Origin of the sequence: Bacillus sp. HY001 (genome assembly GCF_007558965.1) — a bacterium.
GTDB lineage: Bacteria > Bacillota > Bacilli > Bacillales > Bacillaceae_G > Bacillus_A > Bacillus_A mobilis.
The window spans coordinates 46,904-62,528 of sequence record NZ_VLTE01000032.1; the positions used below are offsets into that span (position 1 = coordinate 46,904).

13 protein-coding genes are annotated in these 15,625 nt (G+C 38.2%); 7 read left to right on the forward strand and 6 right to left on the reverse strand.

The window, feature by feature from the left end; translation table 11 throughout:
* Position 1: 1 nt before the first annotated feature.
* On the reverse strand, positions 2-1,303 hold the full coding sequence (gene celB, locus FOT98_RS16930; RefSeq protein WP_063262265.1) for a PTS cellobiose transporter subunit IIC: 1,302 nt from the start codon (positions 1,301-1,303) through the stop codon (positions 2-4).
* Between the two features lie 14 nt (positions 1,304-1,317).
* Positions 1,318-1,620 (reverse strand): PTS sugar transporter subunit IIB, encoded by a 303-nt coding sequence (locus tag FOT98_RS16935; RefSeq protein WP_048563423.1) that lies wholly within the window; start codon positions 1,618-1,620, stop codon positions 1,318-1,320.
* 222 nt (positions 1,621-1,842) lie between these two features.
* Here FOT98_RS16935 and FOT98_RS16940 point away from each other — a divergent pair, with 222 nt between their 5' ends.
* The 3 genes from FOT98_RS16940 (at position 1,843) to FOT98_RS16955 (ending at position 4,890) form a co-directional block, all read left to right on the forward strand.
* Positions 1,843-3,060, forward strand: coding sequence for a dicarboxylate/amino acid:cation symporter (locus FOT98_RS16940; protein ID WP_061679350.1), 1,218 nt, complete (start codon positions 1,843-1,845; stop codon positions 3,058-3,060).
* A 249-nt stretch (positions 3,061-3,309) separates the two neighbouring features.
* Positions 3,310-4,467: an acyltransferase gene (locus FOT98_RS16950; RefSeq protein ID WP_063262266.1), complete on the forward strand. Its 1,158-nt coding sequence runs from the start codon at positions 3,310-3,312 to the stop codon at positions 4,465-4,467.
* 42 nt (positions 4,468-4,509) lie between these two features.
* Positions 4,510-4,890, forward strand: coding sequence for a VOC family protein (locus FOT98_RS16955; RefSeq protein WP_063262267.1), 381 nt, complete (start codon positions 4,510-4,512; stop codon positions 4,888-4,890).
* A gap of 38 nt (positions 4,891-4,928) precedes the next feature.
* On the opposite strand, the gene FOT98_RS16960 is transcribed toward FOT98_RS16955, so the two are convergent.
* Complete coding sequence (locus FOT98_RS16960; RefSeq protein WP_063262268.1) at positions 4,929-6,929, reverse strand: YhgE/Pip domain-containing protein; 2,001 nt, start codon at positions 6,927-6,929, stop codon at positions 4,929-4,931.
* A gap of 135 nt (positions 6,930-7,064) precedes the next feature.
* Here FOT98_RS16960 and FOT98_RS16965 point away from each other — a divergent pair, with 135 nt between their 5' ends.
* A complete protein-coding gene (locus tag FOT98_RS16965; protein WP_063262269.1) occupies positions 7,065-7,949 on the forward strand; it encodes a LysR family transcriptional regulator in 885 nt (294 codons plus the stop codon).
* A gap of 61 nt (positions 7,950-8,010) precedes the next feature.
* Here FOT98_RS16965 and FOT98_RS16970 read toward each other — a convergent pair whose 3' ends face one another.
* Positions 8,011-9,096, reverse strand: a complete 1,086-nt coding sequence (locus FOT98_RS16970) for a hypothetical protein (protein ID WP_063262270.1) — start codon at positions 9,094-9,096, stop codon at positions 8,011-8,013.
* A gap of 91 nt (positions 9,097-9,187) precedes the next feature.
* On the reverse strand, positions 9,188-9,337 hold the full coding sequence (locus FOT98_RS32410) for a hypothetical protein (RefSeq protein WP_000283173.1): 150 nt from the start codon (positions 9,335-9,337) through the stop codon (positions 9,188-9,190).
* A gap of 257 nt (positions 9,338-9,594) precedes the next feature.
* Between FOT98_RS32410 and cydA the strand changes: the two genes are divergently transcribed.
* From cydA to FOT98_RS16985, 3 genes are all read left to right on the forward strand, one after another.
* The gene (gene cydA / locus FOT98_RS16975) at positions 9,595-10,950 is read left to right on the forward strand and encodes a cytochrome ubiquinol oxidase subunit I (protein WP_061679355.1); all 1,356 of its coding nucleotides are present in this window, start codon (positions 9,595-9,597) and stop codon (positions 10,948-10,950) included.
* On the forward strand, positions 10,943-11,968 hold the full coding sequence (locus tag FOT98_RS16980) for a cytochrome d ubiquinol oxidase subunit II (RefSeq protein ID WP_000544166.1): 1,026 nt from the start codon (positions 10,943-10,945) through the stop codon (positions 11,966-11,968). The genes cydA and FOT98_RS16980 overlap by 8 nt, the downstream gene beginning before the upstream one ends.
* A 350-nt stretch (positions 11,969-12,318) precedes the next feature.
* The gene (locus tag FOT98_RS16985; RefSeq protein ID WP_063262271.1) at positions 12,319-13,677 is read left to right on the forward strand and encodes an arsenic transporter; all 1,359 of its coding nucleotides are present in this window, start codon (positions 12,319-12,321) and stop codon (positions 13,675-13,677) included.
* A 101-nt stretch (positions 13,678-13,778) separates the two neighbouring features.
* On the opposite strand, the gene thiC is transcribed toward FOT98_RS16985, so the two are convergent.
* On the reverse strand, positions 13,779-15,539 hold the full coding sequence (gene thiC, locus FOT98_RS16990; RefSeq protein WP_063262272.1) for a phosphomethylpyrimidine synthase ThiC: 1,761 nt from the start codon (positions 15,537-15,539) through the stop codon (positions 13,779-13,781).
* Positions 15,540-15,625: the final 86 nt, after the last annotated feature.

The following is a 15,625-nucleotide window of genomic DNA, read 5'->3' on the forward strand; positions in this document are numbered from 1 at the left end:
TTTACTCCCCCTTTTCTTCCGCCACTTTTTGTTTATCCCATATTTTTAAGAACGGTAAATAAATGAAGAATGCAAGCGCAAAGTTAACAAGTTGTAACACAACACCTGAAATTTTCCCGCCCGATCCTAAATATCCACTAAATAGAATTGGTGTCGTCCAAGGAACAGCAGCCCCGCTCGGACGAGCAACTAATCCCCATTCCATTGCAAAGTAAGAAACAATCGTTAACACAACCGGAACCAATATAAATGGAATTAGTAAAATTGGGTTCATGACAATCGGCATACCAAAAGTTACCATCTCATTAATATTAAATATACCAGGTGCAATTGACAATCTACCTAAACTTTTTAATTGCTGACTTCGTGCAAACAATAACATTCCAATAACTAAAGCAAGTGTCGCACCAGATCCGCCCATATAAATCCATAAATCAAAAAACTGTGCAGTAATCGTATTTGGTATATCTTGCCCTGCTTGGTAAGCAATTCGGTTTTGATCCATTAACGACAACCAAACTGGACTCATTACACCACCAACAATAGTAGCTCCATGAATTCCACATGACCAAAGAACATGAACGAGAATAACAGCTATTATTGCACCCCAAAGACTAGCACCAAGTACACTAAGTGGTTCCTGTAAAATTTGCCCCACAATATTATGGATACTGCCAAAAGAAGTATTTTCTATAATTAGGCGTAAAATCCAAATAACCGTTACAACAATAAATCCTGGAACAAGCGCGGCAAATGAACGTGTCACAGCTGGCGGAACTGTCTCTGGCATCTTTATAATGATCTTTTTTTGTACAATAAACCGATAAAGTTCAGTAGATATAAGTGCAATAATCATTGCTACAAATAACCCTTGGCTTCCCATTAACGCAGCTGGGATAGCACCTTCTACAAGTACACTCTCTTTTGTACTTGGTATAATATATGCAACTTGAAATGGCGTCGCAAGTAAAAACGTCACAAGCGACAATGCCCCGGATGCTAAAGCGTCCACTTTATAATATTCTCCAAGTCTGTAAGCGATTCCAAAAACAGCTATTAAAGCCATTATATTAAAAGTTGCACTAACTGGATACCCCAAAGCCCTCTGCCAATTCTCCCCAAACAAACCTGCCATAAAATCATTATAACCTGGTATTGGTAAAGCACTAATGATGAGGAAAAATGATCCTATAATTAAGAAAGGCATCGTCAATACAAGTCCATCACGAATTGCTAGCAAATGCCTCTGCTCTGCAACCTTTCCCGCTACTGGCATTACATATTTCTCTAAAAACCGTATCATCTATCCCACTCTCCTCATGGTTTCATTGACAAAGCTGCTTGTAAGATGGCTTCTCCATTACAAAGCCCGTAATGGACAGATTGAATGACATCAACAGGTACTCCCTTTTCCTTACATAACTCTTTCATTTTCGGTAATAAATAACGTACTTGCGGTCCTAGTAAAAGCACATCCGCTTCATCTATGTGACTATTTACTTCAGAACCTGAGACTGCCCAAATCTTGACCTCTATCCCTTTTGCCTCTGCTGCTTTCTCCATTTTAGTAACAATCAAACTGGAAGACATTCCCGCTGCACAGCAAAGTAAAATATTCATCCCTTTTCCCTCCCCCTTTTTCCAAACCTAAATTACGGCGCATCCTTGCCACCACTAGGTTACAAATATATATGTCTAGATTGCCTGCTGTATGCCGAGCTTAAAAACAAAAATTTCTCGGTTTTCACGCTATTCCATCTATCATTATTCTCCTAGTAAAGAGGGCTCTAACTCGCTATAATAATTCAGTATGATTTTTTTAATTGATAGGAGGATATATTTATGAAGGCATATCGCTTCCCACTTATTTTATTATCTTCTATCCTAATTGGTGGTTTCATTGGTTATTTCATGGGTGCCGATGCAGTTGCTTTAAAGCCGCTTGGTGACATTTTCTTAAACTTAATGTTTACGATTGTTGTACCTTTAGTGTTCTTTAGCATCGCGTCATCTATTGCTAATATGGATGGATTAAAACGTTTTGGTAAAATTATGTCTAGCATGGCTGGGACTTTCTTATTTACGAGTATTTTAGCTGCTATTTTTATGATTATTGTCGTGAAAGTATTCCCGCCAGCACAAGGTGTTGTATTGGAACTAACGCAGCCTGATAAAGCTGAAAAAGCAGTTAGTGTTGCAGATCAAATCGTTGGTATTATAACAGTATCTGACTTCTCGAAGTTACTATCTCGTGAAAATATGTTAGCTCTTATTTTCTTCTCTATTTTAATGGGGGTTGCAACTTCAGCAGTTGGTGAAAAAGGAAAACCATTCGCTACATTCTTACAAGCTGGTGCAGAAATTTCAATGAAAGTTGTATCTTTCATTATGTACTACGCTCCAATCGGACTTGCTGCTTACTTCGCAGCATTAGTTGGTGAATTCGGACCACAACTTCTTGGAACTTACTTCCGAGCAGCAATGGTATACTATCCAGCGTCTCTAATTTACTTCTTTGTATTCTTCACGTTCTATGCATACCTTGCAGGTCGTAAACAAGGTGTACAAGTGTTTTGGAAGAACATGGTATCCCCTACAGTTACATCACTTGCAACTTGTAGTAGTGCTGCTAGTATTCCAGCGAACTTGGAAGCAACGAAGAAAATGGGTATCTCTTCTGACGTTCGTGAAACAGTTGTCCTTCTTGGATCTACACTTCATAAAGACGGATCTGTTTTAGGTGGCGTACTAAAAATCGCTTTCTTATTCGGTATTTTCAACATGGAATTCGAAGGACCGAAAACATTGGCAATCGCACTTGTTGTTTCTCTATTAGTAGGAACAGTAATGGGCGCTATTCCAGGCGGCGGTATGATTGGTGAAATGTTAATCGTTTCTCTATACGGCTTCCCGCCAGAAGCATTGCCAATTATCGCAGCAATTAGTACAATCATTGATCCTCCTGCAACAGTGTTAAACGTAACAGCAGATAACGCTTGTGCCGTAATGACAGCTCGCCTTGTAGAAGGTAAGAACTGGATCAAAAACAAATTTGCTTAATAAAATAGAAAGAGGATGCTCATTTGGAGCATCCTCTTTTTGTCGTTATTTGTTGATAAGTCGATATCCCTTGTCGAAACGTCGATATATTGAAAAAATCGTTGATATATTTGAAGTTATGAACGATATATCCGAAAAATCGTCGATATAATCTATTCCGCCACAAATTTGTTATAATCTTCACAAATATTCCACACCCATCATCCATTCTCCGTACTATAATCATGTATGGAAAAGGAGATGGATCTAATGACTCAAAGCGCACCAGAGTTTAAAGTTTTGCAAAGCATTGCATTTCTTGCTGTCGTTTTGCAAAGTTCCTTATTATATACAATGAATCAAGGAAATGTCTTACTTGAGCAATCCCTCATTATGGGCATGCTATTTAACCTTGCAAAGTTTTCAGCACCTGCATTCATATTTATCGTCGGCTTTCACTTAATTCGGCAATATACGAAGCAACTAGCCTACACAGAATATATTTATGAAAAATCCGCACATTTACTCATTCCTTATTTCTTCTGGTCTATTCTTTACTTATTAACAACAAACGATATGATTACACTACAAAGTGGTATAAAAAGTTTATTACTCGGAACAGCTGCACCCCATCTTTGGTACGTGATTATGATGTTCCAAATTCACTTATTGTTCCCTTTACTATGTACACTATTTTATTGGTTTCAAAAACGAACTGAAAATAAAAAAGACATATATAAATATATGACCATCTTTGCTTCTCTATATTTCCTCTTAATGTGGTATTCTTCTCACTACATTTTTAATGGAGAGAAATTGACTAGCTCAACCATTTTACATTATACAGATCGTTCCTTCTTGTTCTACTCATTCTATTTCGTCATGGGAGGAATCGCTGCTGTCGCATTAAAAACGTGGCGTACATTTGTCATGAAACATATCCCGCTTATTACAATATTATTTTTCATCTTATTTTTATTCATCAATTATGAGTTATTTAGTTTTTACGGAGCAAACTCTATTCATTTAACCGTTTCGACTTATTTAAAACCGTCTATGTTTTTATATATCGTCTGCGAAATTATTATACTTTACGTGCTGTCTATTACAATTGTACAGCGACGCGGTTTCTTATATAAAGCTTTACGATTTATCGGGAATTACACGTATGGTGCCTATTTAGCTCATTTTTTCTTCTTACAACTATGTACAAAATTTCTTTCTTTATTCACACAGCAAGAAAACACAATATTATATAGCCTATTATTATTTATAATAACGGCCACAATCTCAATTTCAGCAATGGTCATTTGCAGTACACTACCATTTCATACTTGGATTGCAGGACCTTCTCCTACGAAAAATGTGAGATGGGCTAAGATTATACTTCGAAAAAATCAAGAAAAAGTATTCAAACCATATCTTTGATATAATAGAATTCCATACAAGAAAAGAAAGTAGGACACACCTATGATTAATCAAATTGGACAAATTATGTTATATGTAAATAATCAAGATGAAGCAGTACAATTTTGGACTGAGACAGTAGGATTCCAAATTATTGCGGAAGAAAATAACGGACAAGGCTTTCGCTGGATTGAAATTGCATCAACGAAAGAAGGAGGCACCAGCATCGTCCTTCACGATAAAGCGTTAATTGCGAAGATGCAACCTGAATTAAACTTAAATACGCCTTCACTTATGTTCTTCTCTAATAACTTAGATCAACTGTATAAAGATCTTTCTGCGAAAAACGTTACAGTTGGACAAGTTGTAGATTTACCTACAGGTAGAGCATTCAACTTTGCTGATAATGAAAACAATTACTTTGCGGTAATGCAGCGTAAATAAAAAAGAAGCTATCCGAAAAAAACGGATAGCTTCTTTTTTTAAGAAACTTGTTCTGCATTCGTTTCCTTATGTTGTATATGACTCGTGATCCAAGCAATTCCGCCAGCAACAACGAGATAGCATAACAATATTAAAATTTGTATTTGTAATTGAGACCAATCTCCTAAAGAAATCACATCTTGTAGCCCTCTAAGAGAATGGGACATTGGAAGAAATTGTCCAATTTTGCTAAGAACAGCTATATTTAATTCTCCTGGGAAAGTCCCCCCGCTCGTCGCTAATTGCAAGACGAGAAGCGTTACCGCTAAGAATTTTCCAACAAGACCAAATACCGTTACTAACATAAGAATAAACGTCATGAACGTAAAGGAAATAACGATACTTGATAAAACAAAGAGTGGCACACTTGCAACTTCTAATTTCATAACTCCTAGCACAACTACATCTACAAGTAATGCTTGAATAAGTCCAATTACATATACCAGTCCTAGTTTATTAATAAAATGTACCGTTCCGCTTACCTTCATATTTTGTCTACGGCCAAGAGGTAAAATATTTGATGCCATAATTCCGCCAACATAAAATGCAAGTGATAAGAAATATGGTGCAATACCTGAACCGTAATTCGGCACATCAGAAACTGTCGACTTCACTAATTGAACCGGCTCTGAGAACATCGTATTGCGTGCATCATCATTGCGAACGTCCGCTATCTTCTCTGCACCCTCTCCCAATTTCGTAGAAAGTTCTTCCACGCCCTCGTCAAGTTTAACAAGTCCGTTCGTTAACTTACCAGCACCGTTATTTAGCTCTGTTCCGCCACTCGCAAGCTGATTTACACCTTCTTGTAATGATGTAAATCCACTTCCCCACTTCGTAAATCCATCAGCTAAATGCGCAGCACCATCTGCGATCTTTTTCGTTCCAGTAGTAGCTTCATTTAACTTAACTCCAAACGCATTCATACCTTCTTCAACCTTATGCTGACCATCCGCAAGCTTCTGCGCACCTTGTGTCAATTGTTGTTGGCTATTATTTAAAGTGTTTGTTGCTTTAGCTAATCCATTAGAAGTAGCAATGATCTTTTGAAAAGCAGGATCTCGCTGCACTTCTGGATGACTTTTCACGTACTCTTCTAGTTGTTGTTTTACACTATTCGCTGCATTGTCCGCTTTCACTTGCCCTTCAGCAAGCTTCTCACTTCCATTCATCCATTCATTTGTACCAGCACTTAATTCACTAACCCCTGATTGTAAAGTTTTTTCACCTTGTGCTAATAATTCCATACCACTATGAAGTGAGGTCGCTCCTTGACTCAGCTCGTTTGCTCCGCCAGTTAAGGCTGATTGGCTATCAGCAAGTTTTTCACTTCCCTCTTTCACTTTTGATGTCCCATCACTTAAACGATGAATACCATCTGCAAGCTGATTGGCCCCATTTCTTGCATCTGTCGTTCCTTCATGTAACTTCTCAGCACCATTACTTGCATCACTCAATCCTTGTGCTAAGTCTTGGAACTTTGAAAAAACACCTTCTGTATAAGATTTCGTAATACTATTTGAAATTTTTGTTTTCATATTTTCAACAGCTGTCGTTCCAATTTGAGCTGCTACAAAGTTTTTACCTGGATTTACTTTGTACTGAAGCTGCGCTGGCTCTGGTTTCTCATCCATAAGTGTACTTACCTTTTGAGAGAAATCCTCTGGAATCGTAACAACCATATAATACTTATCTTCTTTTAACCCTTCATCCGCATTTTTTTCTGATACGAAATGAAAAGCTAGTTCCTTATTCTCTTTTAAATTTTTTACAAAATCGTCTCCTGCATGAATTGTTTTTTCATCCATCGCAGCACCCTTATCTAAATTTACAATCGCAACAGGTAATTTATCTAATTTCCCATATGGATCCCAATATCCAGCTAAAAAGAATCCTGAATAAATTAAAGGAACGATTAATAAAAAAATTAAAGCGATACGTCCATGTTTATGGTGCCACATCGCTTTCCAATCTTTAAATATAAGTTGAATTCCATTCATGAAACATACTCCTTCTCCTAATTTAACACCATTAGAATGGTTTAACAGATTTACTATACACGCCACTTTCCATACTGTATAATACATCTTTAATTATCAATTCATTCCTTTTGGTCTATAGAAAGGAGCGTCAAAATGGAACTTCTTCAACTAAAATACTTTCAGACAGTCGCACGATTAGAACATATGACAAAAGCCGCTGAAGAATTGCATATCGCACAACCTTCGCTCAGCAAAACAATCGCTAGATTAGAAAAGGACTTAGGCGTCCCGTTATTTGATCGCCAAGGTCGACAGATTACATTAAACTCTTTTGGAAAAGTATTTTTAAAACGAGTAGAGCGCATTTTCCATGAATTAAGTGAAGGTGAACGAGAAATTAAAGATTTAGCTGAATTACAACAAAGCTCTATTACACTGGCGGTTTCTATTCCAAGAATATTACCAGAACTACTCGGTTCTTTTTTACTAGAGCATCCTAACGTTCGCTTCCAACAATTTCTCGCATCTACTCCTTCTATGAAGCGACAACTAGAGAATATAGAAATTGACTTTTGCATTTCTTCTGTACCAATTGAAGGCGAGGAAATTATGTGGGAACCACTTATTACAGAAGAAATTTTCTTAGTCGTCCCTTCAGGTCATCGTTTATCAGGACGTGAAAGCATCCATCTGCATGAGGTAAAAGATGAACCATTTATTAGTATGAACACTGGTTACGGATTTCGGCACTTAACAGATGAATTTTGCAAGGAAGCTGGTTTCACTCCACATATCGCTTTTGAAGTAGATGAACCAACCGTGATTAGCGACCTCATTAAGCAAGGTCTCGGCATCGCCTTTGTCCCAAGTTTAACTTTATTAAAAAACTCTACTTTAGCATTAAATAAGTTACGTATTATTGAACCAAATTGCGAGCGAACTATCGGCTTAAGTTGGTCAAAGAAACGCTACTTATCGAAAACTGCTCAGCAATTCCGTAAGTTTGTGATTGAATACTTCTCTACTATTAAGGTGTAAAATTATATCAATAAATAACGACACAAATAGAAGGTGCTACCCCAAAAGGGGATAGCACCTTCTATTTTTTATTCTTCTCCAATTCCATTTCCGCTAAAAGTGGCAATACGTTATCAAAAATATGCGTATTATTATTTTCACCTGTTACGTATCCACCGTAATATCTACTAAATACATTGTCGTTTCGGAATGTGACCATATGATCATATAATTCCTTTGCAAACTTTGTATCACCTGTTTGTAGTACGTACAAGATCGTTAGTCCATAAGCGGCTGGCGATTCATAATTCACAGTTTGTTTTCCCGTTTCTAAATTGTAACGACCGTATAGCTTTCCATCCTCCTGGAACTTCTTCTTTATAAATTCCAAATAAGCATCTGATGAAAGGCCACCTAAACTTCGATGATATGCCACGTATGATTGGTCAATAAGATTCACTTCTTTATCGTACGTAAATGTACCATCTTCTTTATACTCTTTTGGGAATGCCCAGCCATGCCTTGGATAATCCGCTAAAAATTGAATGACTTCCTGATATTGCTGTGCAGAAACTTTGCCGTACTTCTTCATATACGAGAATGCGTGCGGATTTAAATATGATGTAGTTGCGAAATTATTTTGTTTCCCTGCATCTGCATCATAATAATCAACGTAATAATTATCTTTCTTATTATAACGAATTACAGCGTCACTCAATTGATCTGCTAAGTTTTTATAACGCTCCTCCTTATACATCTCATAAGCACGATATAATTGTTCTATAATACGAAGATCATCTATAAGTGCATTTGTAGCTGACTGCATTTCTCCCTTTTCAGAGATTTTCCATATAACAATTTGATCCTTATGTACAAAGCTATTTTGAATAACCTTAACTTGTTCATCGAATAACGCTTGATCGTCTTTATCGAGTGTATATTGTAACCATAGTCCTGCTGATTCCGATAAAGCTTCACGACCTTTCGCTTCACCCGTACCTGCCTTTGTATCCGCTAAACGATATGTGGCAAGCGTCCCATTTTCATTTACCATATGTCTTAAAATAAAATATTCTGTACGGTTTCCTTGTATAGCTGACCAAAATACAATGCCACCTAAAGCGATTAAGAGAACAACTCCAATCCCTATGTATAAACGTTTCCGCAATCTTTTCACCTCCCCATTAAGGCTAACCTTAATTTTACCAGAACATACGCAAATTTAAAAAAGACAATCTATTAGATTGTCTCCCGTTCCTCTATCCCTCACAAGCCTCTTTAGAAGGTCTATATAGCGATGCTACAAGTCGATCATATTCACGACGCGTAATCTCTTTATTATACAGCTTCAATAATAAATCTCTATGCTCTTTTGAAAATGCCATCTTTTTAATGACTTCAGGATACATAAAACATCCTCTCCATTTCACATAAACTTCTTCACCTCTAAAAAACAGAACTTATGTTCGCATAAAAGATTATAAAATATTCCTTACTAAAAAACAAACAAAATATTATTAAACATTAACTTCTTTTTATTTAGAATATTCAATCAACATATTACCATATCCACTTTTTAAATACATATATATTTTTGGTAGTTTTTTTGAATAAATCTTCCAATTCAATCAGAAAATAATGGCAAAAAAAGAAGAGGAGTTTACATATGGATACGGTAACATTAGCAAGAGCATTTTTTGGTTCTTCATTAGCATTCCACATTATCTTTGCAACACTTGGCGTGGGACTTTCATTGATGATTTTTATAAGTGAAATACTCTATCACTGGAAGAAAGATTCCGATTACGCCATTATGGCGAAAAGATGGACGAAGGCGTTTGCCATCCTACTCGGTGTAGCAATTCCAACTGGAACAATTGTTGGTGTGCAAATCTCACTTCTTTGGCCTGGTTTTGCCAAAATTGTTGGGCAGGTGATTTCTGTTCCCTTTCAAATTGAGATTTTCGCCTTCTTTTTAGAGGCTTTGTTCATGTCCATTTATGTATATGCAGCTGATAAACTACCTCCATTCATGAGATTAATCTCGCTATTCTTCGTCATGATTGGTGCCACGGCATCTGCCGTGCTTATTACATCAGCAAATACATGGATGAATACACCCGCAGGCTTTTCAATGGGGCCAGATGGATCAGTTTTTAACGTTGATCCGTGGAAAGCTTTCTTTAATCCGAGTTTTGGCACAAGCGCATTCCACGTTGTGATTACAGCCTATACAACTGGGGCTGCCGTCATTGCCTCTATCGCTGGATTTAAATTATTAAAGAAGAATTTAAGTAAACGTGAAGTGGCATATCACAAAAAGGGACTACTGTTAGGTCTCGTCGTGACATTTATTACAGGTGCTACGATGTGGCTTTCGGGACACGAATCGGCGATTGCCTTACATAAGCATTCCCCTGAAAAACTTGCATCTGCTGAAGCTTTATTTGAAACAACATCACATGCACCGTTATCAATTGGCGGAGTTGTAGATCCTAACACACTTGAACTAAACTATGCACTAGAAATTCCGAACATGCTTAGCCTACTAGTGGGACTCGATCCTAGCACCGTCGTAAAAGGACTCAAGGAATTCCCACAAGAAACATGGCCACCATTTTATACACATACACTATTCAACTTAATGGTCGGCACCGCTGCCTTTACTTTTGCAGTTGCAGCAATTGCCCTCTTATATTGGTACTTTGTTTACCGAAAAAAAGGAACAGAATTACCGAAGTGGCTTCTTTGGGGAGCTGCCGCATGTGGACCAATTATGATGCTCGGTATTGAATTCGGATGGATTTTCAGCTGTAGTGGTCGTCAACCGTGGACCATTTATGGTATGCAACGTACAGTCGACGCTTCTACACGCGCTGATTTTGTCGGTCCTTTATTTATTCTATTCATCATTTTATATATTGGACTCGGTATTTTAACAGTTTTTGTACTACGGACATTCTTTAAGAAACATCCGCTTACAAATGATTTACATCACGAAGGAGGCGATTCTCGTGCATGAGGAAAGTATTGCAATCATCATCTTATGGGCTCTTATTTTCGTATACAGTATATTAGGGTCCATCGATTTTGGAGCAGGTTTTTGGGGCATGGTATACGCAAAACATCCAACTCTCGCTGCCAAGCTTGCCAATCGATACTTATCACCAACCTGGGAAGTAACAAATACATTTCTCGTCTTTGTCGTTGTCGCTTTTCTTGGCTTCTTTCCGAAAGCTGCTTTCACCCTTGCGACAGTGATGTTCGTGCCAGTTATGTTAATTTTAATACTCATCGCAATTCGTAGTACATTCATGGTATTTGCCTACTCTCTGCCAAAGTATCAATTCCTCCTTCGGGTGATTTCAGGTATTACTGGGCTCTTAATTCCAGCCTTATTAATTACCGTTTTACCCGTTACAGAGGGAGCTTATATTACAATGTCTGAAGGAAAAGAAGTACTTCTATATGGAAAACTTCTTTCTAGCCCGGTTATCTACTGCTATATGCTCTTCGGGCTAACTTCGGAACTATTTCTCTCCTCTCTCTTTCTTGCTGATTTTGCGAGAGAGCAAGGTTCAGAAGATTCGTATAGAATTTATAGAAGAAACGCCATTATCCTTGGTCCTGCAACACTCGTTACGGCGATTATCGCCCTCGTTGTAATGGATCCGGAAACACACTGGCTTATGCAAGGACTCATAAAGCAATTCCCATGGTTTACAGTTTCTATCGTTTTATTCGTTATCGGGTACTCTTCTCTTTGGTGGACAAACAAGAAGTATGGCACACTAGGATACCCTCGCATCGCCGTTTTAGCAGTCGTCGCTCAATATGCATTTGCAAGTTACGCTTATGGTGTCGCGCATTTACCGTATATTATTTATCCCGATGTAACTGTATTTACAAGCTTTACAACGACAGAAACATTCTATGCATTACTTATTCTATACGCAATTGGAATCGCAATTTTACTACCAGGATTTATTTTCTTCTGGAATTTATTCTTGAAGGATCGAACTTTTTTGAAGGAAAAATAATATAGCGGGGAGTCTGTTCCAAAAAGCATTTTGGGATGGGCTCCTTTTGTCATGTTTTGTCGATAAGTCGATATATTTCAAAAATCGCTCATATATTTTGCATTGCGCCGGTATATCTCCATAATCGCCCATATAAATTTCATTTACTATCTTACTGCCCCCACAATTTATAGACTCCTCTCACAATAGTTATTTCACTATTCGTGACACTTGTCCTTTCACTTGAAAAACACATATTCACTTTATTCTATTATACGTCTAGTTCTTCCTATTTTTTGCTGAATATACTACCAATACAAACTTGAGACAAGCTACATTTGTTCAAGGGAACATAGAAAGGTAGGCAAAATATGAGCATTGAAATATGGATTACTATTATTGTATTCTTCTTAACGATGATTGTTATCTTTTGGCGACCTCGTGGTTTAAATGAGGCGTGGCCAGCAGCAATTGGTGCTGGTATTATCCTGATCACTGGACTTGTATCAAAACCAGACGTCATGGACATTATAAGTAAAATCGGCGGTGCCTCCATAACAATATTAGCGACCATCGTTATGGCGGTTATATTAGAAAGCTTCGGCTTCTTCCACTGGTCCGCAGCGAAACTTGCGAATTTAGCAAAAGGCTCCGGTCGCCGTTTATACTGGTATATTCAATTATTATGTTTTCTTATGACTCTTTTATTCAATAACGACGGTAGTATTTTAATTACAACACCAATCCTAATTTTACTACTGAGAAACCTTAAATTAAAACCGCATCAACAAATCCCTTATTTATTAAGCGGTGCTTTAATCGCTACTGCATCTAGTGCACCAATTGGTGTAAGTAATATCGTAAACTTAATCGCATTAAATATTGTGAATATGACTCTTTATATGCATACTGCTATGATGTTTGTACCTGCAACATTAGGACTATTGTTTATGTCATGGCTTATGTATACAGTTTTAAAGAAAAAACTCCCTGAAAAATTACCTGTTTCTTCATATGATATCGAAGAAATATTCTTCACGAAAAACTTCCATCCGTTAAAAGGAAAAAATTCAGTTGATACGAAACAAAAACGGACAAGATTCATGTTAAAAGTATTAGGCTTCGTCTTCCTTATGCGCTGTCTTCTATTCGTTGCATCCTTCTTATCGATTCCAATCGAAATTGTTGCTGTACTCGGTTCACTCATTCTTCTCATCTGGAGATGGTACTACTTACGAACGAACCCTGTCGATATTTTAAAAAAGACACCGTGGCACATTTTGATTTTCGCTTTCTCTATGTATGTCATTATTTACGGGCTTCATAACGCAGGATTAACAACGGCGCTAGTAAATTGGCTTGAACCAGTTGTAAGTCAACATCTACTCTATGCTAGCTTTGCAATGGGCGGACTCGTCTCCCTCCTCTCTAACGTCTTCAATAACCATCCTGCACTTATGATTGGTACAATCACATTAACAGAAATGGGACTAGACCCAGTCACATTAAAAACTATCTATCTCGCAAACATTATTGGTAGTGACATCGGTTCACTATTATTACCAATTGGTACACTAGCTTCCCTCATTTGGATGTATATCCTGAAACAAAACAAAATTAAAGTAAAATGGAAAGACTATTTAAGTGTATCCCTTATCGTTATTCCTCTCACAACAGTCGTCACATTATTCCTCTTATACTACTGGGTACACCTCTTCTTCGCCTTATAAACGACAGAAGCCCGCTTTGCTACCGTCTTAGCAAAGCGGGCTTCTTCTATATTTAAGTTAGGTACTACAGTGTGATCAATCAAGTAAAGAGGTGTAACGTGTTATTGGTATAAATGACTACCAGTGTCTTTAAATTCTTTCGCTTTCTCTTTCATCCCTTTTTCAATTGCTTCTGTCGTTTCTAAATCATTTTCTTTCGCATATTCACGAATATCATGTGAAATTCTCATACTACAAAACTTCGGTCCACACATCGAGCAGAAATGAGCCGTTTTCGCGCCTTCTGCTGGCAATGTTTCATCGTGATATTCCATCGCACGTTCAGGATCTAAAGATAAATTAAATTGATCGCGCCAACGGAATTCAAAGCGAGCTTTTGAAAGTGCATCATCACGCTGATGAGCCGTTTTGTGCCCTTTCGCAAGATCAGCCGCATGCGCAGCGATTTTGTAGGTAATAACTCCCTCGCGAACATCATCTTTATTCGGTAAACCTAAGTGTTCTTTCGGCGTTACATAACAAAGCATCGCCGTTCCAAACCAGCCAATCATTGCAGCCCCAATTGCGGATGTAATATGGTCATAACCTGGTGCAATATCTGTCGTTAACGGCCCAAGTGTATAGAACGGCGCGCCCTGACAAATATCAAGCTCTTTCTCCATATTCTCTTTAATTAAATGCATCGGTACATGCCCAGGTCCTTCAATCATCACTTGCACATCATGTTTCCAAGCAATCTTCGTTAATTCACCAAGTGTTTCAAGCTCAGAAAACTGTGCTTCGTCATTTGCATCTGCAATCGAACCTGGACGTAATCCATCTCCAAGAGAGAACGAAACGTCGTACTGCTTCATAATTTCACATATCTCTTCAAAATGAGTGTATAAGAAGTTTTCTTTATGATGGAATAAACACCACTGTGCCATAATTGAACCACCACGTGAAACGATACCTGTCGTACGCTTTGCAGTAATCGGAATGTAACGAAGTAATACGCCCGCGTGAATCGTAAAGTAATCAACACCTTGCTCCGCTTGCTCAATTAACGTATCACGATACACTTCCCACGTTAAATCTTCTGCAATTCCGTTTACTTTTTCCAGCGCTTGATAGATCGGTACAGTTCCGACTGGTACAGGCGCGTTACGAATAATCCACTCACGCGTCGTATGAATATTTTTACCTGTAGATAAATCCATAATCGTATCTGCACCCCAGCGCGTTGCCCACGTCATCTTCTCTACTTCTTCTGCAATAGAAGAAGATACAGCAGAGTTTCCGATATTTGCATTAACCTTCACATGGAAATTACGTCCGATAATCATCGGCTCTGCTTCCGGATGGTTAATATTCGCTGGTAAAATGGCACGGCCTTCCGCGATTTCCTTACGAACAAACTCAGGCTCTACTCCTTCACGAATCGCAACATATTCCATCTCAGACGTAATGATACCATTGCGCGCATAATGCATTTGCGTAACGTTTGCCCCTTGCTTTGCTCTAAGCGGCTGGCGATCTATTTGCGGAAAAACAGGTGTATGTTTCGAAGCCACTTTCACACCGTCATCCTCTGGTTTCACTTCGCGCCCTTCGTATGCTTCTACATCCTCGCGCTCTATGATCCAAGAGTGGCGCGGCGTTGGAATCCCTTTTTCCAGCTCTACTTTATACGCAGGATCTGTATAAGGACCGCTCGTATCATATACACGAATTGGCGGATTCGGAATGCCGTTCGTTTCACTTTGTTCAATCTCGCGCATCGGCACTTTCATACCCGCACGTGGCCCATCGACATACACTTTCTTACTTCCTGGTAAACTCGATTTCAATTCAATTTGCTCAGCTGAAACAGACTGTTTCATAACCTTTGTTGCCCCCCTGTACGTGACAAGGACAAGATATGGCCAGCGTATGCCAAAATAAAAAGAGCCAGGTCCATAAAAAAATA

Bases quoted from the DNA above. Each gene is read 5' to 3' on its own strand.
- celB (WP_063262265.1), bottom strand. From the start codon at position 1,303: ATGATACGGTTTTTAGAGAAATATGTAATGCCAGTAGCGGGAAAGGTT.
- FOT98_RS16935 (WP_048563423.1), bottom strand. From the start codon at position 1,620: ATGAATATTTTACTTTGCTGTGCAGCGGGAATGTCTTCCAGTTTGATT.
- FOT98_RS16940 (WP_061679350.1), top strand. From the start codon at position 1,843: ATGAAGGCATATCGCTTCCCACTTATTTTATTATCTTCTATCCTAATT.
- FOT98_RS16950 (WP_063262266.1), top strand. From the start codon at position 3,310: ATGACTCAAAGCGCACCAGAGTTTAAAGTTTTGCAAAGCATTGCATTT.
- FOT98_RS16955 (WP_063262267.1), top strand. From the start codon at position 4,510: ATGATTAATCAAATTGGACAAATTATGTTATATGTAAATAATCAAGAT.
- FOT98_RS16960 (WP_063262268.1), bottom strand. From the start codon at position 6,929: ATGAATGGAATTCAACTTATATTTAAAGATTGGAAAGCGATGTGGCAC.
- FOT98_RS16965 (WP_063262269.1), top strand. From the start codon at position 7,065: ATGGAACTTCTTCAACTAAAATACTTTCAGACAGTCGCACGATTAGAA.
- FOT98_RS32410 (WP_000283173.1), bottom strand. From the start codon at position 9,337: ATGTATCCTGAAGTCATTAAAAAGATGGCATTTTCAAAAGAGCATAGA.
- cydA (WP_061679355.1), top strand. From the start codon at position 9,595: ATGGATACGGTAACATTAGCAAGAGCATTTTTTGGTTCTTCATTAGCA.
- FOT98_RS16985 (WP_063262271.1), top strand. From the start codon at position 12,319: ATGAGCATTGAAATATGGATTACTATTATTGTATTCTTCTTAACGATG.
- thiC (WP_063262272.1), bottom strand. From the start codon at position 15,539: ATGAAACAGTCTGTTTCAGCTGAGCAAATTGAATTGAAATCGAGTTTA.